We start from the raw sequence: 20,978 nt of genomic DNA, 5'->3' as shown, positions 1-20,978 counted from the left end.
TTCATTGGCCTGCCTCACGCTTCAATTCGCCTGTCACCGCATTTCGCTTGTCGAACACCTGTTTGGCCACGGCCATTACATCCTCCTCGGTTACAGCCATCAAGGCCTCCGGCCATGCCTGCACATCCGCCACCGACAATCCTGTCGACAGCGCCTCGCCATAGCGGCGCGCGAGGCCCTGCATGCTATCTTTGGCGTAGATCTGGCTCGCGCGAATTTGCATTCTGATCCGCTCGAACTGGTCATCAGCCACGCCATTTTCCATAAATTTCGTAAGCTGCTCATCCAATGCCGCCTCGGCATCGGCCAATGAAACGCCATCCGCAGGCGCGATGTAGAGATTGAACGTCGTCTTATCGAGTGACGTGCCATCATAGCCAGCACCGACATAAAGCGCCTTAGGGTCATCGTAGATGAGCGCCTGACCAAGCACCGACGTCGCGCCGTTTCCGCCAAGAATCTCAGCCAGCACCGTCAAAGCCGCCGCGTCGTCCTGATCACCTGCATTTCGTTCAGGCGCGAGGTAGCTGCGTGTCACATAAGGGCGTGCCACGCGTGGATCCGTCATGCTCAAGCGACGCTCCGCTAGCTGCGGTGGCTCCTCGACACGCTGACGCGCAGGAATATCGGCGGACGGCTCTAGCGGACCATAATACATGTTCGCTAGGCGCTCGACCTCCGCTGGATCGACGTCGCCCGCAACGACCAGCACCGCATTATTGGGCGCGTAATTATCATTATACCATTTCAACGCATCCTCACGCGTCAACGTCTCCATCTCGTGGCGCCACCCGATAACCGGCGTTCCATAAGGATGGTTGAGGTATTGCGCCGCGCTGCGCTGTTCGGAAAACAAGGCGGCCGGATCGCTATCGACACGTTGATTGCGTTCTTCCAAGATCACGTCGCGCTCGGTTTGCCAATCGTCAGGCGAGATCACGAGATCGCGCATCCGGTCAGCCTCCATCTTCATGACCAGTTCAAGGCGATCCGACGCGATCCTCTGGTAGTAGGCTGTGTAATCATAGGATGTGAACGCATTATCCGATCCGCCATTCGCGGCGACAACCTTCGAGAATTCGCCCGGAGCGAGATCGTCGGTGCCTTTAAACATAAGGTGTTCAAGGTAATGCGCGATACCCGATTTGCCGCGCGTCTCATCCGCCGCTCCCGCGCGATACCAGACCATCTGAACAACGACTGGCGCGCGGTGATCCTCGATCACAACCGCCTCCATCCCGTTCTCAAGGGTGAAATGGGAGACCTCTTCGGCCAAAGCTGGGGCCGCAGCGACCCCCAAAGCCAGCGCGAGCGCCGTGCTTACATATCTCATGAAACCTACCTCAAACGGCTTGGGCAAGCGCCCGATCCGCTGAACCTGTGGCATCAGGCGGCCAGAGGCAAGCCGCCTAACGGTGAGTTGATCACTCTTCGAGAAGTTCTGCCGGCGGCGGCGCCGATGGCGTTTGCGCACCCGCTGCGCGCCAGCGCTCCAATTCAGCATGCTGATCAAGCGACATCGGCTCGTAGGCGCGATAATACACGTTCACGTTCATCAGGCGCTCAAGAACACGCCCCTCGTTATCCTGACGCCATTCCAGATCTTCGGCTGCAAGCTGCGTCCGGATATCGGCCTGAGTGCCCAAGCGCGACGCATAGGCAACAAGCCCGCCGTCAGTGCTTGCGCGGTTTTTAACGGATGCATCCCCGCCCAGCGCGGCAGCCGCATCCGCAAACGGATTCTGATCGGTGATGTTCGATCCGCCAGGCGTCGGCGCGGGCAGCGCTGCGAGGCTGTCGGGCATCGTCAACGGTTTCGTTGGCACAATCGAGAATTCATCCGGCCCGTTACCAGTTCCGCGCAAATTCATCAGCTGGGGATCATCGCTTCCGCAGGCCGAAAGGACCAACGCAGCCGACAAGCTCAGCGCGCAGAGTGCCTTCTGACGCACTGCGCCACCAGCAATCAATCGGCCTGCCGTATTGTGACGTGTCATCTCGCGACGTGCCATTTTGCCCCCGTAAAGCCGTCTTTCACTTAACCCGCCCCTCTTAGCGCGGAAATCCGCGCCCGTCACGTGGGTAACACGCGTTCAACGTCATGCAGACGTTTTTCTGCGCGGTTTTTCACCGTCTGGCGCAAGAAGCACCAGCCCGATCGCGCCCACAAATATCGTAATATCGGCCACGTTGAACGAATAGGGATTGGACCAAGATGGCAAGGACATATTGATAAAATCGGCGACCGCCCCATACCAAATCCGGTCGATCACATTGCCGAGTGCACCGCCAATCAGTAACCCTGCGGCGACCTGCATCCGCCTGTCATGACCGGATTTACGGATCCAAAACCAAACCCAGCCCGAGATTGCCAAGGCGACGACGATCAAAAACCAGCGCGTGATTTGGTCCTCTCCGGCGAACATCCCAAAGTTCATGCCGCGATTCCACGCCATGCGCAGATTGAGCCACGGGGGGAACACGTCAATCGCGAGAACACGATCAAGCTGCAATCCGTGCACCACGTAAATCTTCGAAATCTGGTCGATCAACAGGGTAAGCCCTGCGACAATCGCGGTCAAACGCATAGCACTCCCCCATGGAAAGGCCCCCTCGCCCGCCCTAACGCGGACGAGGGAGGATTATTTAGTGACGGAAATGGCGCATCCCCGTGAACACCATCGCCAAGCCGCGCTCATTCGCCGCGTCGATCACATCTTGATCTCGCATCGAGCCGCCCGGCTGGATGATCGCCGTGGCACCAGCCTCGGCAGCCGTGATCAACCCATCCGCAAACGGGAAGAACGCATCGGAGGCAACAACCGATCCCTGTGTAAGTGGCGCATCAAAACCGCATGCCTCGGCCATATCACGCGCTTTTTGCGCCGCGATCCGCGTGGAATCGACACGGCTCATCTGGCCTGCGCCAACCCCGACAGTTGCGCCGTCCTTGACGTAGATAATCGCATTCGATTTCACATGCTTCGCGACTTTCCACGCAAAGAGCAGATCTTTCAATTCCTGCTCGGTCGGCTGGCGCTCAGTCACGACTTTTAGATCGTCCATCGTGATCGCGCCATTATCTTTGCCCTGCACCAAGAAACCGCCTGCGACCTGACGGAACGTTGTGATCGGCGCTGTGATATCCGGCAAACCACCTGTCGTGAGCAAGCGGACGTTCTTTTTCTTCGCGATCACCGCTTTTGCGGCCTCGTCCACGGCGGGCGCAATAATCACTTCCGAGAAGATCTCGGTAATGGCCTCGGCGGTTTTGGCGTCCAGCGTCTGGTTCAGGGCGATGATACCGCCGAACGCCGACGTGCGATCACAATCAAACGCGCGGTTATACGCCTCAATCAACGTAGCCCCCGTCGCAACGCCGCAGGGGTTAGCGTGTTTGATGATCGCAACCGCAGGAACATCTGTCCCGAACTCTGCGACAAGTTCAAACGCCGCATCGGTATCATTGATGTTATTATACGAAAGCTCTTTGCCTTGCAGCTGCTGCGCCGTTGCAACGCCTGCGCGGTTTGTGCCGTCCAGATAGAACGCGGCTTGCTGGTGCGGATTTTCGCCATAGCGCAGGGTTTGTGCGATTTCGCCGGCAAAGGCGCGGCGGCGCGGAGCCTCCTCGCCGATGGCAGCCGCCATCCATGTCGAGACGGCCGCATCATAGGCACCGGTCCGGGCATAGGCGATTTGTGCTTGGCGCTGACGGAAGGCGAAAGACGTCCGCCCGTCATTCTCGTCCATCTCTTTGAGCACGGCATCGTAATCTTGCACATCGACGATCGTCGCCACGAACGCGTGGTTTTTCGCGGCAGCGCGGATCATCGCAGGGCCACCGATATCGATATTCTCGATCATCTCGTCATAGGCCGCGCCGCGCGCAAGCGCCGCCTCGAACGGATAGAGGTTCACGACCAACAAATCGATGGCCTCAATCCCGTGCGTTTCCATCGCGGTGGTATGTTCTTTGTTATCACGCAACGCCAGAAGCCCGCCATGTACGGCAGGGTGCAGCGTCTTGACCCGACCATCCATCATCTCGGGGAACCCCGTCAGATCCGCAACATCACGAACCTCCATCCCCGCTTCGCGCAACGCTTTGGCGGTGCCGCCTGTGGACAGAAGTTCGATGCCGCGCGCGGTGAGCGCTCTGGCAAATTCGATCAATCCTGTCTTGTCGGAAACAGAGAGAAGGGCGCGTTGCATGGGGACAAGTTGGGTCACGGAGGCTTTTCCTTTGGAGAGACGTCAGTCGTCGATGGGCGGCAGATCGCTATCAATATCGCGGATGGCAGCGGGGGTATCCTGTGCTTTCGACAAGGTCCAGCCAATCTGGCAGGCGAAATCGAAAACACGGGCAGAAAGCACGATTTGTTGGGTCGCGCGCGGCCGCAAGCGACCACGTTCCAGATAAACAGAGGGCTCGAGCCGGAGTTCGGCGGCGCCGTCATGGCGAAAAATCCAGATCTCACCGGATTTCAACGCCATCGAAACCGCTGCTCCGCCCAGATCCAATGCGGCATCGACATCAGGATGCAGATGAAAACGGATATCGAACGCTATGCCCTGAAGACTGCCACGCTCGAACACATCTTCGAAGCGGCGGCGGTCCTGCGTCGACATCGCTCCCAATGTGTCAGTTCCGCGCAAAGCGCGACCATCAGGCGCGAAGGCCAGTTCGCGAATATGGGTAAGACCGTGCGTGTGCACATATCCGTCATGACCGGCGAGGAGCTGTTGGCCGGTCTCGCTTGGCTCGTACCGCGCCCAAGCGGTGTCCGGCGTCTCGACCATCAACGCGCGCGAAGCGCCACCGGCCGGGCCATCGAAGCCAAGACGCGATGACGAATACCCCGCGATGGAGAGCGTCGAATGCGACGGTGTCGCACGCCCTGCACGGTGCCATTCGGGGCCGAAAGCCGCCCCTGACCCGCAACTGACGATTAGCGGCCGCCGGCCCGAGGTCATTTCAAACGCCAGCGTCGAGGCATGTGCATTCCCCGAAGCGCGCCCTTGCGGCGGACAGGAGGCGTCTAATATCAATGTCGCGCGCCCCGCGGTCAGGCGCGCAAACCCCATCGCCATGCCTTCATGCGGCACAGCCCGAATGCTTGCGGCGGAAAGCGCCTGATCCAGCCGGCCTTCCAACCCGCGGCCACCACCGTGAAACCGTGCGAGCCCTCCGTCCGCGTGGCGCAAGGCGCGCAAGGTCGGCGCGATCCGCGCGATTGCGGCAAGATGGTCGGCGTGGGGCGTCCGCCCCGCGTCCGAGAGGGCTGCGGATGCCCATGTTAGCAAAGTGAAAACGTCGAGCAGCTCCTCAGGATTTCGCGTCGGAATTCCACCATCCGCGTCAATCTCATCGGCACATTCCCGCGCGAGAGCCAGCGCGGCAGGCCCTGCGAACCGCTCCATGCCTGTTAACGCGAGGCCCGCATAAATCAGCCCCGTCAGCGCCTCAAATCGTGGCAACCCCGGCGAGGCGGACCGCCAGCGGCGAGACAGAAACAGCGTCTGCTGCGACAATGTGCGAAAGAAAGCATCCGCCTGCGCGCGATCCTGACCGTTGAGAAGCAAAATCGCGTGGTTGATCCAGCGGATCAGTCGACGCCCCGTGAGATCAGGCGTCCACCCTGGGCCCCGTCCGCGACCGAACCGCGTGATCCATTCAAAGGTCCAATCCTGCGCGCGTGATCTCGCCTTAGCGTCGCCGACCGCGGCAAGATCATCCAGCCACGCACAGCCGTGCAACGCCTCCTCAAATGCCGGGTCAGGCATCGGGAGATCCCAGATCGACAGCTTCGGCCCTTCAATCAAGAACCCCGCGAACAGGAAGTTCCCCGCGATCAACTGGCGCCCGCGCGCGAAGGATCCGATCGTACGGGGCTCCGGCTGACTGGTAAAGCCGCTCGCAGGGCGGGCCCGTGCCGCACGCCACGCAGCCACACCATTGCGTAGGCGTGTGGCACGGGCGCGCATCGTGCCGCGCGCTTCAGCTTGCCAATGCCCTGATCGCCCTGCCATTTCGCCGGTTACCCCGTTCGGATTCTTAAAGTTCGCGCAGCTTACTTTGCGATGCGGTTCAAGTCACGGGATCAATCGGCGCGCGTGAGTACCGCGATGTAGAACCCGTCCATCCCGCCCAAATCGGCCCAGTAATCGGGACGCAAACGCAGCCCGCCTTCGGAGGTAATCCAATCCGGATCGATCCCTTGCAGCGTGATCGGCAAGGTGCGCAGCCCCGCATGACGTTCAAGCGCAGCTTTGATTTGCCCCTCGCCTTCTTCGGGCAATAGAGAACAGGTACAAAAAACGAGCCTACCTTGCGGTTTCAGCATCGTCAGCGCGTGATCCAGCATGCCGGCCTGCAAGGTAAACAGATCTTTCAGCGTTGCAGGATCGCGCACAAAGGGCAGATCCGGATGACGGCGAATCGTTCCCGTAGCGGAACATGGCGCATCAAGCAAAACCGCATCGAAAAGCTTGGACGGCGCATAATGCAAAGCATCTTCCGCAATCACCTCGGCAGTCAGGCCCGTGCGCTCCAGGTTTTCATGCAAGCGCTTGAGGCGCGGGCGCGAGAGGTCAAGCGCCGTTACCTGCGCGCCGGCTGCCGCGAGCTGCATCGTTTTACCGCCTGGCGCGGCGCATAGATCAAGAACACGCTCGCCTGCCTGCGGGTTGAGCGCCTTCGCCGCGAGCGCCGCCGCAGCATCTTGCACCCACCATTGCCCCTCCGCGAAGCCCGGCAATTCGCTAACCTGCGCCCGCGCCGGCAGGCGGAGGGTGCCGGTTGGCAAAAGCGTTGCGCCCAGCGCCTCGACAAGCGCTGCGGGGTCGCCTTTCGCCGTAATATCCAGCGGCGCGCCTTTGACCTGCACCGCCTCCATCTTTTGCGTATTTGATTTGCCATATGCCGACATGAGTTGACCGCGAAGCCAGCTTGGCAATTCCGGCGCAGGAATCTTCGCCCAAGCCTCCGGCGTCACATCCGCGACTTTACGCAACACGGCATTGATCAGCCCCGCATAGCTTTCCGTGCTTGGCCCGCCCTGTCGCGCAAGGCTCACAGCGGTGGAAACAACCCCGTGCGGCGCGACACCTTCTTCGAGCATCTCGACCGTCGCGAGATACAAAAGAATTTGAATATCGACCGGAGGGCGGCGACGCACAAAAGCTTTCAGAACTTTATCCGCCCGCCCGCCATTGCGCAAAGTCGATAGCGCGAGACGTTGCGCACGCCCGCGATCGCCCGGCGCAAGATGATCTAAAGCGCCCGCGGCAATCTGATCCGATACCGTGACACCTGCTTCATATGCTCCTGCGAGGAGCGCCAGCGCTGCCATTCGTGCCGGATCCGCGATTGCCATGCCCTGCTCCTGTTGAGTGATGGTCGCGCAGGCCCTATATCAAGGGAAGCGCTATGAAAAGCCCAAGCCCAAAAGGAACCCTCGATGAGCGACGAGATCAAGCCCCGAGATGCAGCCCCCGCAAACGCCGCCGTGGATGACAGCGCGCCGCTTCCTCCGGCCGCGGTCCGCGCATTGGCCGAAGCAGAAGAACGCCGCCAAGCCGCCAAAGTCGCGATGCCCGTCGAATTGGGCGGCCGCGATGGGCCAGAGCCGGTGCGTTTTGGTGATTGGGAGAAAAAGGGAATCGCGATTGATTTTTGATCGCGAGGTCCGTCGCCACGCCCTCTTGTGTCAAAGCTGATAAAAAAAGCGCGCCGAAATGGGCGCGCTTTCAACTTTCTCGGGACGATTGACGGGGATTACAGCCCTAGGACATCCAGCATGTCATATTCGCCTGGTGTTTGGGTTTGCCCCCAAAGAGCCGCCCGCAAAGCGCCGCGGGCAAAAATTGCACGGTCCGTCGCCATGTGACGCAGGACAATTCGTTCACCCTCGCCCGCAAACAGCACATCATGCTCGCCGACGATGTCGCCGCCACGAATGGCCGAAAAGCCGATCGCACCCTTCGCCCTTGCGCCGGTAATCCCGTCACGACCGGACTCGGTGTGATCGTCAAGCACGATACCGCGCCCCTCCGCAGCCGCTTGACCCAGCATCAGCGCAGTGCCGGACGGGGCGTCGACCTTTTTGTTGTGATGCGCCTCAATAACTTCGATATCCCAATCGGCGTCCAGCGCCGCGGCAACCTTCTTTGTCAACAAAGTCAAAAGGTTAACCCCAAGAGACATATTGCCCGCCCGCACGATGACCGCATGACGCGCCGCCGCTTTGATCTTAGCGAGATGCTCTGGCTCAAACCCTGTCGTGCCGATCACATGCGTGCATCGCGCCTGTGCAGCGAGGGCGGCGAATTCGACCGTTGCGGCAGGGGCGGTGAAATCGATCACCGCTTGGGCCTTTGAAAACGCCTCCAGCGCATCATCCGTAACGATCACGCCATTCGCACTGCCGCCCATCGCCAAGCCGAGATCTTGCCCGACCCAGGCATGACCTGCGCGTTCGACAGCGCCGACGAGCTGCGCCTTATCGGAGGCCGCGATGGTACGGGCGAGCATTTGCCCCATACGACCGGAGATGCCTGTGACTACGATGCCGGGAAGTGGGTGGGACATTTGGGGGCCTCGTTTTGCCGGAATTGTGATAGGCTGATCCCTACACACTCACGGATGGTTTGGCAAAGGCCCGTTGCGGCGCGGGCTTTGGTGCATTATGTGCGGGATATGGCAAAGAACACGCACTCCTCGGGCCGCGGGCCCAATCAACGTCAGCTTCGCGTCGGCGAACTGATCCGGCGCACCCTTTCGGATGTGCTCATGCGCGGCGACGTGCATGACCCCGAGCTGAACCGAATCTCGGTCACGGTAGGCGAGGTCACGACGACCAGCGACTATCGCGTTGCGACGGTTTACGTCCTTCCGCTTGGCGGCAAGGGGGGTGAGGAACTGCTGACGATTCTGCGCCGCCACACTGGTGAACTGCGCCATCTGGTCTCGAAACAACTGACGTTGAAATTCGCGCCGGAATTGCGGTTCCGGTTGGACGAAACGTTTGACCGGATGGACGAAACACGGCGCCTGTTCTCCGATGAAACCGTGATGCGTGATGTTGCCGCGCGCGACGATGATGACACCGCCGAAGCGTAAGCGCCTGCGTTTACTTGGCGCGCTTGTCGCCTCGGCTCTGATCATTGGGGGCGCGATGCTTGGCCGCGCCCAACAAGCATCAGGCCCCTGCCGGTCGCTCACGTTCGAGAGCAACCCCTACACCGTTTGCGAAGTCGAGGCCGGAGAAGACCTGCGCCTTTGGCACAAGGCTCCCGACGGCAATCCGATTGCCACATGGGACCGCCTGCGTGCGGGATTAGCACCCCAAGAGCACATCGCGTTTGCGATGAACGCCGGCATGTATCACGCAGATCGCAGCCCCGTCGGCCTCTACATCGAGGACCGCGCGCAAACGATGGGCATTATCACCTCGGAAGGACCGGGCAACTTCGGCTTGCTGCCGAATGGTGTGTTTTGTTGGGGAGAGGCCTTCTCTGTGATCGAATCAAGGTCTTATGCCCTCGCGCCAGCCGAGTGCCGCTATGCCACGCAATCAGGGCCGATGCTGGTGATTGATGGTGAACTGCATCCGAAATTTCTGCCCGATAGCGACTCGCGCCATACGCGCAACGGCGTCGGGATCAGCGCTGATGGCAAACGTGCCTATTTCGCGATCTCGGATAAGGCGGTGACGTTTTACGAATTCGGTCGCTTGTTCCGTAACGGGCTAGCTACCCCTAACGCCTTGTATTTGGACGGATCTATTTCACGCCTTCTGGCCGAAGGCATTGGCCGTGAAGACCTTGGCGCGCCGATGGGGCCCATCGTGGGTCTCATTACCCGCCAGCAAGAGTGAGGCTACGGCCTCTTTTTGCGCTCGTTATTGACCGCTGCTCCGCGCTACGATAGCCAGCGCGCCTGCAATGGAGGGCCCCATGGGACGCAAAAAGGGACGCGATATTTCCGGTTGGTTGATTGTGGATAAGCCTGCGGGCATCACATCGACATCGGTTGTTGGCAAAGTGCGTTGGGCGCTGGATGCCAAAAAGGCGGGCCATGCCGGTACGCTCGATCCGGCGGCGACGGGCGTTTTGGCAATCGCGCTGGGCGAGGCGACAAAAACCGTGCCCTTCATCACAGATGCGATGAAATGCTATCGTTTCATGGTGCGTCTCGGGGCGTCGACGACCACCGACGACGCCGAAGGCGACGTCATTGAGACACGCGATGCGCGGCCGGATGAGGCGGCAATTGAGGCTGCGCTCGTGTCATTCCGCGGCGATATTAAACAAGTTCCACCGCAATACTCCGCCGTTAAGGTCGACGGAGAACGCGCCTATGACCTCGCGCGCGAGGGTGAGGTCATGGACCTGAAATCGCGGCCACTATTCGTTGAGAGCTTGAAAATCCTGTCTCGCCCCGATGCGGATCATGTCGAGCTAGAGATGGTTTGCGGCAAGGGCGGCTATGTGCGCTCGGTTGCTCGCGATCTGGGGGAGGCGTTGGGGTGCCTAGGTCATGTGGCGTGGCTCCGTCGCGAGTGGTCAGGGCCTTTCGAGGCATCGGACGGGATGACCTTGGAACAGATCGAGGCGCTTGCCCGCACGCCAGAGTTGGATGCGAAACTTTTCCCAATGGAAACCGGGCTTGCTGATTTGCTTGAGGTCCACGCCACAGCCGAGGGCGCAGTTAAGATTAAAAACGGCAACCCCGGCATGGTGATCGCATCGGATGCGGAGTTCGGCGAGGAAGTCTGGGCCAGTTATCAAGGCAAGCCGCTCGGTGTTGGCATCTACAAGTCCGGCGAGCTCCACCCCAACCGCGTATTCAATCTCTGATCATGATCACGCGCGATTTCCTCAAAGGCGACGCAGCCTCTACGGCAGTGTATTCCGATTGCGAGCAATATCGGTATCTTCTGACGCGGGTTTGGGTGCCTGACGGAAAACGCGCGTTATTCATCATGCTAAATCCCTCCACCGCGACCGAACAGCAAAACGACCCGACCGTCGAGCGCTGCGAACGTCGCGCCCGTGCGCTCGGATTCGGCGCGTTTCGGGTGTGCAATATATTTGCCTACCGGGCGACGGATCCCCGCGTGATGCGCGCCATTCCCGATCCTGTGGGGCCGGAGAACGACCGCGCCATTCTTGAAAGTCTTCCTTGGGCCGATCAGGTGATCTGCGCATGGGGCGCGCATGGCGAGCATCTTGGGCGAGGTGCGCAGATGGAGGCCCTGCTGCGCGAGAGCGATTGCCCTCTCTACCACCTTGGCCTGACCAAATCCGGCAACCCCAAACACCCTCTCTACATTAGCTACACGCAACAGCCGGAACTTTGGACGCCAAGCCAATTTAATTGACGTTTAAGAGTTTCTCGTTAGAGTAACGGGACCACACGTGTGTGTGGAACAATCGCAGAACGCGTTCACAGTTTTATGTTGCGAGCACCTGCATGTTTTTCCTCAGTGGTATCTTAGGCCTCCTCATGGCTAGCGTATCCTTCATCTCCCCCAGCGAGGAGGAAGATGAAAATACACAAGACGATCAATCCATAGACACCTCATCACCCGACGACGAAGGCACATCATCCGGCGATTTGCTCGATGATGACGAGCCCGATGAAAGTCCAACGGATGACGTCGACACATCATTCTACGATGATACGTTCGAGGATGATTCGGATATTCCTCCGACGGAATCGGATTGGAACGGTATCGCAGGCACCGACGCCGATGAGGTGCTGCAAGGCACCGACGCAGGTCAGCAAATCGGCGGATATGGCGGCAGCGATACAATCATCGGCGGCGACGGCGACGACGAGCTGCATGGCCACACTGGTGACGACGTCTTGACTGGTGAGAGCGGCGATGATGCGCTCGCCGGCGATGACGGTGACGACAGTTTGAGCGGCGGCGACGGCGCTGATACGCTTGCTGGCGGGATGGGTGCTGATACGCTCGCGGGCGATGGGGGCAATGATAGCTTGATTGGCGGCACAATGGATGACCTCATCGACGGCGGCGACGGGGATGATAGCCTGCAGGGTAACGATGGGGAGGATCGCCTATCAGGTGGGCTCGGCGCGGACGTGCTGCTGGGGGGCGCAGGCAATGACCTCATCAACGGGATCGTGACTGACGAAACTGGGGTGACCGATATTGACACCGGAGACTTTCTGAATGGGTCCGCCGGGAACGATACGCTTCTCCTCGGACGCGGTGATTGGGCGAATGGCGGCGAAGGCTCCGACACGTTTATTCTGGGTGACTGGATCACCCCTGAAAACACCGCAACGGTTGAAGATTTCGTTGCGAACACGGATCAGATTGCGATCGTCTACGATCCGGAAACCACGACCAGTCCCGAAGTCGGGCTCGAGAGTTCGGAGACATCCGAGTCCGCGTGGATTACCCTAAACGGAGAGCGTTTCGCGGAGGTACTTAACGCCGGCGATCTGACGCTATCCGATATAGCGATCTACACCCCCGCCCAACTCGCAGCCCTGCAAGGATGAGTCACGCATGCCCCCCGTAAAAGCCCTGCAAACGCGGGGCTTTTATCGTTTTTAGGCTTTCTTTTTTGGCAAAATTCGCGTACCAGCGCGCATCTACCCTCGGGTAGAGCCTCCATGGGCCCTGCTGGACGACATCCCGGCCTGTGCCATTCCTCAAACATTAAAGGAGACCCCGATGTCGATTACCGTTGAAGAAAAAGCCCGCCTGATCAAAGAATTCGCGATCAAAGAAGGTGATACCGGTTCGCCGGAAGTGCAAGTCGCTATCCTGACTTCGCGCATCACCACTCTGACCGAGCACTTCAAGTCGCACAAGAAGGACAACCACTCGCGTCGTGGCCTTCTGATGATGGTTGCTCAGCGCCGCAAGCTGCTGGACTACACCAAGGCAAAAGACGTAGCGCGCTACCAGTCGCTCATCGAGCGCCTCGGCATCCGCCGCTAATCTACCGGAACGCGCCCTTAGGGGCGCGTTTCTCTTTCGCCCTCGTGAGAGGGAACGGCCGCCCCACCGGGTTCCATGGGACGATGCGCCGAGAAAGAAGAAGGAGCCACGGGAATTCGGTGAGCGCATCGAATGGCCCGTACGCAAAACGCGCGGGGAGGGTCCTCGCGCTAGGACAGGAAAAACATATGTTCAATATCACTCGGAAATCTATCCAGTGGGGCGAAGAAGAGCTCACTCTGGAATCCGGTAAGGTCGCACGTCAGGCTGACGGTTCGGTCATCGCCACTTTGGGCGAAACCTCCGTTATGGCCAACGTGACCTTCGCGAAAGCCCCGAAGCCGGGCCAAGATTTCTTCCCGCTCACGGTTCATTACCAAGAGAAATACTACGCCGCAGGTAAAGTCCCTGGCGGTTTCTTCAAGCGTGAAGCACGCCCGTCGGAAAAAGAGACGCTGACCTCGCGCCTCATCGACCGCCCGTGCCGCCCGCTGTTCGTTGACGGCTTCAAGCACGAAGTTCTGGTGATGTGCACCGTACTCTCGCATGACCTCGTAAACGAGCCTGACGTTGTCGCGATGATCGCAGCATCCGCTGCTTTGACAATCTCCGGCGTTCCGTTCATGGGCCCGATTGGCGCGGCACGCGTGGGCTTCGTTGATGGCGAATACATTTTGAACCCCGAAGTCGATGATATGCAAAAACTGCGTGACAACGCAGAACAGCGCCTCGACCTCGTTATCGCCGGCACCAAAGATGCCGTGATGATGGTTGAATCGGAAGCCTACGAGCTGACCGAAGAAGAAATGCTTGGCGCCGTGAAATTCGGTCATGACGCAATGCAGCCGGTCATCGACCTGATCCTCGATTTCGCAGAAGATTGCGCAAAAGAGCCGTTCGATTTCAAAGCACCGGATTACGCCGATCTGTTCGCCAAGGTGAAAGCCGCCGGCGAGGCCGATATGCGCGCCGCATTCGCGATCAAAGACAAGCAAGAGCGCACCGCTGCGATCTCTGCCGCTGTAGCCGCCGTCAAAGCGTCGCTCTCGGAAGAAGATCTTGCTGACGCAAACTTGGGCTCGGCGATCAAGAAGCTTGAATCCTCGATCCTGCGCGGCGACATCATTAACGGTGGCGCACGCATCGACGGCCGCGACAACAAAACTGTGCGTCCGATCGTGTCCGAAGTCGGCATCTTGCCACGCACCCACGGCTCGGCACTGTTCACCCGCGGTGAAACGCAGGGCCTCGTCGTGACCACGCTCGGCACTGGTGATGATGAGCAAATCATCGACGCATTGCACGGCAATTCACGGTCGAACTTCATGCTTCACTATAACTTTCCTCCCTACTCGGTTGGCGAAGTTGGTCGCGTAGGGTCGCCGGGGCGTCGCGAGATTGGCCACGGGAAACTTGCATGGCGCGCGTTGCAGGCTGTTCTACCAGCCGCGACTGACTTCCCTTACACAATCCGCGTTGTGTCCGAGATCACCGAATCGAACGGTTCGTCGTCGATGGCGTCGGTCTGCGGCGGTTCGCTGGCGATGATGGACGCGGGTGTTCCGCTGAAAGCACCGGTGGCTGGCGTTGCGATGGGCCTGATCTTGGAAGAAGACGGTCGTTATGCTGTCCTCACCGACATCTTGGGTGACGAAGACCACCTCGGCGATATGGACTTCAAAGTCGCGGGTACCGAGAACGGCATCACGTCCTTGCAGATGGACATCAAGGTTGCGGGCATCACGCCAGCGATCATGGAGCAGGCTCTCGCGCAAGCGAAAGACGGCCGTTTGCACATCTTGGGCGAAATGAACAAGGCTCTCGCGGCTGGCCGCCAAGAGTTCTCTGCGCATGCACCACGCATCGAGACGATGCAAATCCCGACCGATAAGATCCGTGAAGTGATCGGTTCCGGCGGTAAGGTGATTCGCGAAATCGTCGAAGTTTCGGGCGCTAAGGTCGACATCAATGACGAAGGCATCATCAAGATCGCGTCCGCAAATTCGGAAGCAATCAAGAAAGCCTACGACATGATCTATTCGATCGTGGCAGAGCCGGAAGAAGGCAAGGTTTACACCGGTAAAGTTGTGAAGCTCGTCGATTTCGGCGCCTTCGTGAACTTCTTCGGCAAGCGCGATGGTTTGGTTCACGTGAGCCAGATCGCAAACAAGCGTCTGAACCACCCGAACGAGATCCTCAAAGAGGGTCAAGAAGTGAAAGTTAAACTTCTTGGTTTCGACGATCGTGGCAAGGTTCGCCTTGGCATGAAAATGGTCGATCAAGAGACCGGCGAAGAAGTTTCGGCTGAAACGGCCGAATAAACACTTCGCTCAAACGACAGAAAAGCCCCGATGGAAACATCGGGGCTTTTTCATATCCGGCAGACCTTGGTGAGACCGTCTACGCAGAATAAAAAAGGGCCCGAGGGGCCCTTTGGAGTCTTAAGAAAGTGGTCTGTGCTTATGCCTTGTAGGCGGCTTCCCATGCGAGATCGCGCACCGAGTGACGCGAGATACCGACATCGGCGAGCTCACGATCGGACATCGTGTTGAGCTCTGCGAGCACACGGCGGTACTCGAAGAAACGCGCACGTTTATCAGCGATGTTCAGGAAGAAAGCGGAAAGCGCAGAGAACAAGCCGCCGTTGCGGTGCATGGATGCAGTGGTCATAAGAGCCATTTGGTCTCTCCTTACAGTGGCAGCGGGCCCATTCCCTTTGCCGTTGACGCTAACATGGGGCTTTTGCTGCGCTTGCACAATCGCTGTTCCGATATTGCCGCATTGCAGAAAACGCATAGCTCCTTACTCGGAGATTAACGCCCGCACCATTAACCCCCGCACCGCCTCGACAAACGCAAAAGGCTCCGGACGGAACCGGAGCCTCTCATTGCATTCCAAAGGTCGAACAGCTTGTCAGCCTTGGAACTTCACCGTGCGCAGATACGGCAGTTTCACATCCACTGCCCCGTATTTCGCCTCGCCGTCCTCCGTCGAAACCGAAAGCGCGAGAATCACGTCTTCGCCAGGAATCCAGTTGGCAGGCGTCGCGAAGGGCACGCCGTCGGTTGCGCGCACAGCGTCAAGCGCCCGCAGGATTTCTGCGAAGTTCCGGCCAACCGACATAGGATAGGTCATCGTCAGGCGCACCCGTTTATCCGGACCGATAATGAACACCGTACGAACCGTCGCCGAATGCGCAGGTGTGCGACCATCGGGGAGATAGGCATCCGCAGGCAGCATGTCATATGCCTTTGCGACCGCCAGCGACGTATCGTCAATGATCGGGAAATCCGCAGGGGCGCCGGCAAAGGCGGCGATATCGTTTTTCCATTTCACATGCTCCTCGACCGAATCGACCGAAACACCCAGAACCTTGGTGTTGCGTTTGGTGAATTCCGGTACCAATTGCGCGACCGCGCCAAATTCCGTCGTGCAGACAGGCGTGAAATCCTTCGGGTGCGAGAACAAGATAGCGTAGCTATCGCCAATCCAGTCGTGGAAGGAAAGCTCTCCCGCCGTCGATGCTGCGGTGAAATCCGGTGCGGTGTCGTTGATACGCAGACCCATCATGGCCTCCTTTGCTATCGTTTCGCGGTGAAACTTAAGCGATCCGGACTGAAGTTCCACCCCCAACCGCGCATTGCTTCGGAATTCAGGAAGAAGTTTCACGGCCAAGACATCTTCGTGACCAGACATCCACTCCCTTGCGCCCTGACGGGAGCAATGACACCCTGCCGCAAAATTAGGAGACACTCATGTTCGACAAACGAGACTTTTACATCGACGGCGCTTGGTGCAAGCCAGCAGTCGCACGGGATCACAACGTCATCAATCCCGCGACCGAGGAGCCTTGCGCGGTTATTTCTCTTGGCGCGCGCGCCGATGTCGATCGCGCGATAGCGGCCGCGTCCGAAGCGCTTCCTGCATGGCGCGCAACTCCGCCCGAAAAACGGATCGCGATTCTTGAGGAGGTGTTGCGCGTTTACGAGGCACGCCTGCCCGAGATGGCAGAAGCGATCAGTACCGAAATGGGCGCCCCGATTGACATGGCCCTGACATCCCAAGCGGAGTCCGGAACCTATCACATCAGCAATTTCATTGAAGCTGCGAAGGCGTTTAAATTCATGCGGCCGCTCGGTGATGGCACGCCCGGCGCGATGATTGCCTACGAGCCGATCGGGATCGTCGGCCTCATCACCCCTTGGAACTGGCCGATGAACCAGGTCACGCTGAAGGTTATCCCTGCGCTGATCGCGGGCTGCACAATGATTCTGAAGCCATCAGAGGAATCGCCGCTCTCCTCCATGCTCTTTGCCGAGATCCTGCACGAAGCAGGTGTGCCTGCGGGCGTGTTTAACCTGATCAACGGCGACGGAGCAGGGGTCGGAACAGACCTTTCGACGCATCCAGAGATCGAGATGATTTCCTTCACGGGGTCAACCCGCGCGGGCCGCGCAATCAGCATCGCAGCGGCAGAAACCCTCAAGCGGGTTTGTCTTGAGTTAGGTGGTAAAGGTGCGAACCTCATCTTTGCCGATGCCGACGATCAAGCCGTGCAACGCGGCGTGCGGCATTGCTTCAACAATTCGGGGCAATCGTGCAACGCGCCGACGCGGATGTTAGTAGAGCGCTCATTTTACACGCAGGCTGTTGAAATCGCGAAAAAGACTGCTGAGGAAACCCTCGTCGACGCCCCGAATAAATCCGGCAAGCATATCGGCCCTGTGGTCAACGCGTCGCAATTTGAAAAGATTCAAGGCTTGATCGAAACAGGGATCAAAGAAGGCGCAACCGTGCTTGCAGGGGGGCTCGGACGACCCGAGAACCTCAACCGTGGTTTCTACGTCCGCCCGACGATCTTCACTGATGTGACCCCCGATATGACGGTTTGGCGCGAAGAGATTTTCGGCCCCGTTCTGGCGATCATGCCCTTCGACACGGAAGAAGAAGCCGTGCGCTTGGCCAATGACACGCCCTACGGCCTGACAAACTACGCACAGACAGCCGATCCGGCGCGTCGGAATCGTCTTGCGCGGAGCTTGCGCGCAGGGATGATTGAACTCAACGGCCAGAGCCGCGGCGCGGGCGCACCCTTCGGCGGGATCAAATCATCAGGTCGGGCGCGTGAGGGCGGAATTTTCGGCCTCGAGGAGTTTTGTGAGGTCGTCTCAATCTCTGGCTACGCGGAAGATCTCGACTAAGCGTTAAAACGGACAGGGGGCGGTGAAAGTCATATTCGCGCCGCCCTCTGGATGCCGGAAAGATAAGGTTTCGGCATGTAACATCAGACGCGGGAAGGCTTGTGCCTCAGCCGTTGCATAGAGCGGGTCGCCGAGGATTGGATAGCCCAGCTCCATCATGTGCACGCGCAATTGATGGCTTCGACCTGTGATCGGCATCAACCGCATCCGCGTCGTGCCGTTGTCGCGGGCCATGACCTCCCAATCAGTTTGCGCCGAGCGACCCTTTTCAAAATTCACATGCTGGCGTGGCCGGTTCGGCCAATCGACGCAAAGAGGAAGATCCACGCGCCCCGCATCGGGCGTGACCTCCCCCCAAAGTCTTGCCTGATAGGTTTTGGAGGTCTGGCGGTTTTCGAATTGCAGGCCGAGATGGCGTTGCGCGTTCGGTGTCATAGCAAAGACCATCACGCCGGACGTATCCGTATCGAGCCGGTGAACCAAAAGTACAGTTGGATAGATCTCACGAAGGCGGTTGATCAAACAATCCGCCTTCTCAGGCCCCTTCCCGGGAACTGAGAGCAACCCCGCTTGCTTATCAACAAGCAAGATCTCACCATCGGCATGGAGGATCTGCGGCGGGTCGTTTGGCGGGGCATAGGTGTAATTCGTCATGTCATGCCATTGCCCGTTGCGTCGCCTTGCGTCAAGCGCCCAGCAGTGCCGATGCAAGCGAAGGGCATCCCCGATAGGGCCGTAGCGCCCTTCCCTAAAGTCAGAAATGCGGTTTTGCGTCCGATGGATACGGATTGGTAAGCAATTCGTTTTACGGTCGGGGAAAGTCGCAACCTTGATTGGAGCACAAGAATGAATCTCTTTGCTGATGCCCTAGATGGGGCGCTAGTCGTCCATGTCGGCGAAGACCGTCTTGATGCGGCCGTCGCGATCCATTTCAAAGACCAAATGCGCGAGATCACGGCGCAACCCGCGCCTCGCGTAATTTTAGAACTCTCGCAGGTCGCCTTTCTCGATAGCTCCGGCCTTGGCGCAATTGTCGCCGTCATGAAAGCCCTCGCACCAAGAAAACTTGAGCTGGCCGGGCTGACACCGAATGTCCGCAAGGTGTTTCATCTGACGCGTATGGATACCGTTTTTACCATCCACGCTGCCGCCATCGGCGAAGGAATCCGCAATGCTGGCTAACTCAAAGGCGCCTCACCATTCAGCAAGCGATACCCGCCTCGGGGTCCATATCTTCAACCTTCGGTTTCGCGCGGAAGCCTTGGAGGTGCGTGACGCGCTACAGTCCGCGGTGGATCGCTTCGCGCGACAACTCTCGATTGACGAAGCCGGAACGCTGGAACTGGTGCTCGCGGAAATCATGAACAACATTGTCGAACATAGCTACCGGGGGCGCGATCGCGGGACGATCGATCTCTCCATCGTGCGTGATCAGCGTGGCCTCTCGTGCTCGGTCAGCGATGACGGGATCGCACTGCCCGAAGATCACTTGCTGCGCGACATTGCCGCACTGCCGCGACCCCGCCCGCTGGATCTGCCGGAGGGTGGATTCGGATGGTTCTTGATTAGAGATCTCGCGGAAGATTTGGGCTACCGCCGAGAGGGGGAACAAAATCTTCTCGCGTTCAGGCTACCGATTGGGGCAGTGAACTAATTAGTTCAAGTTGATCTGAAGCGGGTAAACACCGTCCTCGAACGCTCCGAAGAGATCTTCAAGATCGGGATGGTCGACAGGCTCTCCGGAGTAATCTGCGACCAGATTCTGCTCGGAGACATACGCGACGTAGAAGCTGGAGTCATTCTCCGCCAAGAGGTGATAGAACGGTTGGTCTTTCGAAGGGCGGCTATCCTCCGGAATCGCCTCATACCACTCGTCAGTGTTCGAAAACATCGCATCGACGTCAAAAACCACACCGCGGAAGGGGTGCTTCCGGTGGCGAACAACTTGGCCAAGATGATATTTAGCCCGCGACGTATGCATAGATGTATCCCTCATGCCCTCTGAGATAATCCTGTCATGCGCGGCTGTCCATGGGGGAGCCTGAAAATTGCCGGAAACAAACTGTTACTGACCTTTTCGTGTAGACGAAAATCTCCATTTCTTGAGCTGCCCCGTTTCGCGTTTCAATTTTTTAGTCTAAATTGGCTTAAAAATAAGGAATGGTGCCAGCGCGTGCCGTCAGATCGAGGCAGAAATGAGCAAGTATTTCAAATTAGCACTGGTGCTGCTGATCGCGTCATGCGGTGGCCCAAGCAAACCGCCCCGCAATCTCGATAACGCGTGCGAGATTATCAAAGAGCGCCCCCAATATTTCCGCGCGATGAAGCGCGTCGAAAGCAAATGGGGCGTGCCGGTTTCGGTGCAGATGGCGACAATCCACCAAGAATCCAAATTCGTGGGAGATGCCCGCACGCCGCATAAATACGTGCTCGGCGTTATTCCGATGGGCCGTCAAAGCTCGGCTTACGGGTACGCGCAGGCGCTGGACAACACTTGGGATGAATACAAGCGCGAGACCAGAAGCTTCGGCGCCGATCGCGACGATATCAATGACGCGACCGATTTCATGGGCTGGTATATGCGCGAGACCACGACACGTTTGGGCATTCCTCTGAACGACGCGCGCAACCAGTATCTTGCGTATCATGAGGGTCGCGCCGGCTATTCGCGCGGGAGCTACAATTCAAAAGGCTGGCTGCTCGCTGTGGCCGATAAAGTTGGCGCGCGCGCGCTGACATATCGCTCGCAGATGATCGCCTGCGGAAAGGGCTAACAGCCTTCCATTGAACA

General features: G+C 58.8%; 23 protein-coding genes. 12 read left to right on the top strand and 11 right to left on the bottom strand.

All coding sequences use genetic code 11. From position 1 onward, the window contains the following. Position 1 precedes the first annotated feature (1 nt). The 6 genes from SJY32_RS13965 to SJY32_RS13940 all read right to left on the bottom strand — a co-directional run bounded on the left by SJY32_RS13965 (position 2) and on the right by SJY32_RS13940 (position 7,379). Complete coding sequence (locus SJY32_RS13965) at positions 2–1,333, bottom strand: M16 family metallopeptidase (protein ID WP_376876587.1); 1,332 nt, start codon at positions 1,331–1,333, stop codon at positions 2–4. Between the two features lie 91 nt (positions 1,334–1,424). Continuing rightward, entirely contained in the window at positions 1,425–1,871 is a 447-nt protein-coding gene (locus tag SJY32_RS13960; RefSeq protein WP_376877759.1) for a DUF3035 domain-containing protein, read from the bottom strand. Between the two features lie 228 nt (positions 1,872–2,099). Further along, positions 2,100–2,588, bottom strand: coding sequence for a signal peptidase II (gene lspA / locus SJY32_RS13955; RefSeq protein WP_376876584.1), 489 nt, complete (start codon positions 2,586–2,588; stop codon positions 2,100–2,102). Positions 2,589–2,646: 58 nt separating this feature from the next. Continuing rightward, on the bottom strand, positions 2,647–4,215 hold the full coding sequence (gene purH, locus SJY32_RS13950) for a bifunctional phosphoribosylaminoimidazolecarboxamide formyltransferase/IMP cyclohydrolase (protein ID WP_376877756.1): 1,569 nt from the start codon (positions 4,213–4,215) through the stop codon (positions 2,647–2,649). 42 nt (positions 4,216–4,257) lie between these two features. Then, complete coding sequence (locus SJY32_RS13945; RefSeq protein WP_376876581.1) at positions 4,258–6,033, bottom strand: heparinase II/III family protein; 1,776 nt, start codon at positions 6,031–6,033, stop codon at positions 4,258–4,260. A 71-nt stretch (positions 6,034–6,104) separates the two neighbouring features. Further along, positions 6,105–7,379: an RsmB/NOP family class I SAM-dependent RNA methyltransferase gene (locus SJY32_RS13940; protein ID WP_376876578.1), complete on the bottom strand. Its 1,275-nt coding sequence runs from the start codon at positions 7,377–7,379 to the stop codon at positions 6,105–6,107. 84 nt (positions 7,380–7,463) lie between these two features. On the opposite strand from SJY32_RS13940, the gene SJY32_RS13935 reads away from it, so the two are divergent. Next, complete coding sequence (locus tag SJY32_RS13935) at positions 7,464–7,682, top strand: DUF1674 domain-containing protein (RefSeq protein WP_376876575.1); 219 nt, start codon at positions 7,464–7,466, stop codon at positions 7,680–7,682. 98 nt (positions 7,683–7,780) lie between these two features. On the opposite strand, the gene dapB is transcribed toward SJY32_RS13935, so the two are convergent. Continuing rightward, on the bottom strand, positions 7,781–8,593 hold the full coding sequence (dapB, locus tag SJY32_RS13930) for a 4-hydroxy-tetrahydrodipicolinate reductase (protein WP_376876572.1): 813 nt from the start codon (positions 8,591–8,593) through the stop codon (positions 7,781–7,783). Between the two features lie 108 nt (positions 8,594–8,701). On the opposite strand from dapB, the gene rbfA reads away from it, so the two are divergent. The 7 genes from rbfA to pnp all read left to right on the top strand — a co-directional run bounded on the left by rbfA (position 8,702) and on the right by pnp (position 15,307). After that, positions 8,702–9,124: a 30S ribosome-binding factor RbfA gene (gene rbfA / locus SJY32_RS13925; RefSeq protein WP_376876569.1), complete on the top strand. Its 423-nt coding sequence runs from the start codon at positions 8,702–8,704 to the stop codon at positions 9,122–9,124. After that, the gene (locus SJY32_RS13920) at positions 9,105–9,881 is read left to right on the top strand and encodes a phosphodiester glycosidase family protein (protein WP_376876566.1); all 777 of its coding nucleotides are present in this window, start codon (positions 9,105–9,107) and stop codon (positions 9,879–9,881) included. Before rbfA ends, SJY32_RS13920 begins: the two co-directional genes overlap by 20 nt. Before the next feature lie 79 nt (positions 9,882–9,960). Next, positions 9,961–10,863 (top strand): tRNA pseudouridine(55) synthase TruB, encoded by a 903-nt coding sequence (truB, locus tag SJY32_RS13915; protein WP_376876564.1) that lies wholly within the window; start codon positions 9,961–9,963, stop codon positions 10,861–10,863. Between the two features lie 2 nt (positions 10,864–10,865). After that, the gene (locus tag SJY32_RS13910; protein WP_376876561.1) at positions 10,866–11,387 is read left to right on the top strand and encodes a DUF1643 domain-containing protein; all 522 of its coding nucleotides are present in this window, start codon (positions 10,866–10,868) and stop codon (positions 11,385–11,387) included. A gap of 125 nt (positions 11,388–11,512) precedes the next feature. Further along, positions 11,513–12,541, top strand: coding sequence for a calcium-binding protein (locus SJY32_RS13905; protein ID WP_376876558.1), 1,029 nt, complete (start codon positions 11,513–11,515; stop codon positions 12,539–12,541). Between the two features lie 175 nt (positions 12,542–12,716). Then, the gene (gene rpsO / locus SJY32_RS13900; protein ID WP_376876555.1) at positions 12,717–12,986 is read left to right on the top strand and encodes a 30S ribosomal protein S15; all 270 of its coding nucleotides are present in this window, start codon (positions 12,717–12,719) and stop codon (positions 12,984–12,986) included. 188 nt (positions 12,987–13,174) lie between these two features. Next, on the top strand, positions 13,175–15,307 hold the full coding sequence (gene pnp / locus SJY32_RS13895; protein WP_376876552.1) for a polyribonucleotide nucleotidyltransferase: 2,133 nt from the start codon (positions 13,175–13,177) through the stop codon (positions 15,305–15,307). A gap of 139 nt (positions 15,308–15,446) precedes the next feature. Here the strand turns inward: pnp and SJY32_RS13890 are convergent, their stop codons facing one another. Further along, entirely contained in the window at positions 15,447–15,665 is a 219-nt protein-coding gene (locus tag SJY32_RS13890; protein ID WP_376876549.1) for a DUF1127 domain-containing protein, read from the bottom strand. A 234-nt stretch (positions 15,666–15,899) separates the two neighbouring features. Then, positions 15,900–16,553 carry a peroxiredoxin gene (locus SJY32_RS13885; RefSeq protein WP_376876546.1) on the bottom strand — a complete coding sequence of 218 codons (654 nt, stop codon included), beginning with the start codon at positions 16,551–16,553 and terminating at the stop codon, positions 15,900–15,902. A gap of 188 nt (positions 16,554–16,741) precedes the next feature. Here SJY32_RS13885 and SJY32_RS13880 point away from each other — a divergent pair, with 188 nt between their 5' ends. After that, the gene (locus SJY32_RS13880) at positions 16,742–18,187 is read left to right on the top strand and encodes an aldehyde dehydrogenase family protein (RefSeq protein ID WP_376876543.1); all 1,446 of its coding nucleotides are present in this window, start codon (positions 16,742–16,744) and stop codon (positions 18,185–18,187) included. Positions 18,188–18,190: 3 nt separating this feature from the next. Here the strand turns inward: SJY32_RS13880 and SJY32_RS13875 are convergent, their stop codons facing one another. Then, a complete protein-coding gene (locus tag SJY32_RS13875; protein ID WP_376876540.1) occupies positions 18,191–18,841 on the bottom strand; it encodes a pseudouridine synthase in 651 nt (216 codons plus the stop codon). A gap of 192 nt (positions 18,842–19,033) precedes the next feature. On the opposite strand from SJY32_RS13875, the gene SJY32_RS13870 reads away from it, so the two are divergent. Then, a complete protein-coding gene (locus SJY32_RS13870; protein WP_376876537.1) occupies positions 19,034–19,369 on the top strand; it encodes an STAS domain-containing protein in 336 nt (111 codons plus the stop codon). Further along, positions 19,359–19,841, top strand: a complete 483-nt coding sequence (locus SJY32_RS13865; RefSeq protein ID WP_376876534.1) for an ATP-binding protein — start codon at positions 19,359–19,361, stop codon at positions 19,839–19,841. The genes SJY32_RS13870 and SJY32_RS13865 overlap by 11 nt, the downstream gene beginning before the upstream one ends. On the opposite strand, the gene hspQ is transcribed toward SJY32_RS13865, so the two are convergent. Beyond that, entirely contained in the window at positions 19,842–20,168 is a 327-nt protein-coding gene (gene hspQ, locus SJY32_RS13860) for a heat shock protein HspQ (RefSeq protein WP_376876531.1), read from the bottom strand. It abuts the gene before it with no gap. Positions 20,169–20,382: 214 nt separating this feature from the next. Here hspQ and SJY32_RS13855 point away from each other — a divergent pair, with 214 nt between their 5' ends. Further along, on the top strand, positions 20,383–20,961 hold the full coding sequence (locus SJY32_RS13855) for a transglycosylase SLT domain-containing protein (protein WP_376876528.1): 579 nt from the start codon (positions 20,383–20,385) through the stop codon (positions 20,959–20,961). The last annotated feature ends 17 nt before the right edge of the window (positions 20,962–20,978 follow it).

Source organism: Albirhodobacter sp. R86504, assembly GCF_042466415.1.
Taxonomy (GTDB): domain Bacteria; phylum Pseudomonadota; class Alphaproteobacteria; order Rhodobacterales; family Rhodobacteraceae; genus Albirhodobacter.
The sequence above is the reverse complement of the archived record's forward strand: the minus strand, read 5'-3'. Positions and strand labels throughout refer to the sequence as shown.

Excerpts from the sequence above, each read along its gene's own strand:
- SJY32_RS13945 (WP_376876581.1), bottom strand. The coding sequence starts at position 6,033 with ATGGCAGGGCGATCAGGGCATTGGCAAGCTGAAGCGCGCGGCACGATG.
- SJY32_RS13865 (WP_376876534.1), top strand. The coding sequence starts at position 19,359 with ATGCTGGCTAACTCAAAGGCGCCTCACCATTCAGCAAGCGATACCCGC.
- rbfA (WP_376876569.1), top strand. The coding sequence starts at position 8,702 with ATGGCAAAGAACACGCACTCCTCGGGCCGCGGGCCCAATCAACGTCAG.
- SJY32_RS13885 (WP_376876546.1), bottom strand. The coding sequence starts at position 16,553 with ATGGGTCTGCGTATCAACGACACCGCACCGGATTTCACCGCAGCATCG.
- SJY32_RS13870 (WP_376876537.1), top strand. The coding sequence starts at position 19,034 with ATGAATCTCTTTGCTGATGCCCTAGATGGGGCGCTAGTCGTCCATGTC.
- SJY32_RS13960 (WP_376877759.1), bottom strand. The coding sequence starts at position 1,871 with ATGAATTTGCGCGGAACTGGTAACGGGCCGGATGAATTCTCGATTGTG.
- SJY32_RS13935 (WP_376876575.1), top strand. The coding sequence starts at position 7,464 with ATGAGCGACGAGATCAAGCCCCGAGATGCAGCCCCCGCAAACGCCGCC.
- SJY32_RS13880 (WP_376876543.1), top strand. The coding sequence starts at position 16,742 with ATGTTCGACAAACGAGACTTTTACATCGACGGCGCTTGGTGCAAGCCA.
- rpsO (WP_376876555.1), top strand. The coding sequence starts at position 12,717 with ATGTCGATTACCGTTGAAGAAAAAGCCCGCCTGATCAAAGAATTCGCG.
- SJY32_RS13855 (WP_376876528.1), top strand. The coding sequence starts at position 20,383 with ATGAGCAAGTATTTCAAATTAGCACTGGTGCTGCTGATCGCGTCATGC.
- purH (WP_376877756.1), bottom strand. The coding sequence starts at position 4,215 with ATGCAACGCGCCCTTCTCTCTGTTTCCGACAAGACAGGATTGATCGAA.
- SJY32_RS13940 (WP_376876578.1), bottom strand. The coding sequence starts at position 7,379 with ATGGCAATCGCGGATCCGGCACGAATGGCAGCGCTGGCGCTCCTCGCA.
- SJY32_RS13905 (WP_376876558.1), top strand. The coding sequence starts at position 11,513 with ATGGCTAGCGTATCCTTCATCTCCCCCAGCGAGGAGGAAGATGAAAAT.
- truB (WP_376876564.1), top strand. The coding sequence starts at position 9,961 with ATGGGACGCAAAAAGGGACGCGATATTTCCGGTTGGTTGATTGTGGAT.
- SJY32_RS13910 (WP_376876561.1), top strand. The coding sequence starts at position 10,866 with ATGATCACGCGCGATTTCCTCAAAGGCGACGCAGCCTCTACGGCAGTG.
- pnp (WP_376876552.1), top strand. The coding sequence starts at position 13,175 with ATGTTCAATATCACTCGGAAATCTATCCAGTGGGGCGAAGAAGAGCTC.
- SJY32_RS13965 (WP_376876587.1), bottom strand. The coding sequence starts at position 1,333 with ATGAGATATGTAAGCACGGCGCTCGCGCTGGCTTTGGGGGTCGCTGCG.
- dapB (WP_376876572.1), bottom strand. The coding sequence starts at position 8,593 with ATGTCCCACCCACTTCCCGGCATCGTAGTCACAGGCATCTCCGGTCGT.
- SJY32_RS13920 (WP_376876566.1), top strand. The coding sequence starts at position 9,105 with ATGACACCGCCGAAGCGTAAGCGCCTGCGTTTACTTGGCGCGCTTGTC.
- lspA (WP_376876584.1), bottom strand. The coding sequence starts at position 2,588 with ATGCGTTTGACCGCGATTGTCGCAGGGCTTACCCTGTTGATCGACCAG.
- SJY32_RS13890 (WP_376876549.1), bottom strand. The coding sequence starts at position 15,665 with ATGGCTCTTATGACCACTGCATCCATGCACCGCAACGGCGGCTTGTTC.
- SJY32_RS13875 (WP_376876540.1), bottom strand. The coding sequence starts at position 18,841 with ATGACGAATTACACCTATGCCCCGCCAAACGACCCGCCGCAGATCCTC.
- hspQ (WP_376876531.1), bottom strand. The coding sequence starts at position 20,168 with ATGCATACGTCGCGGGCTAAATATCATCTTGGCCAAGTTGTTCGCCAC.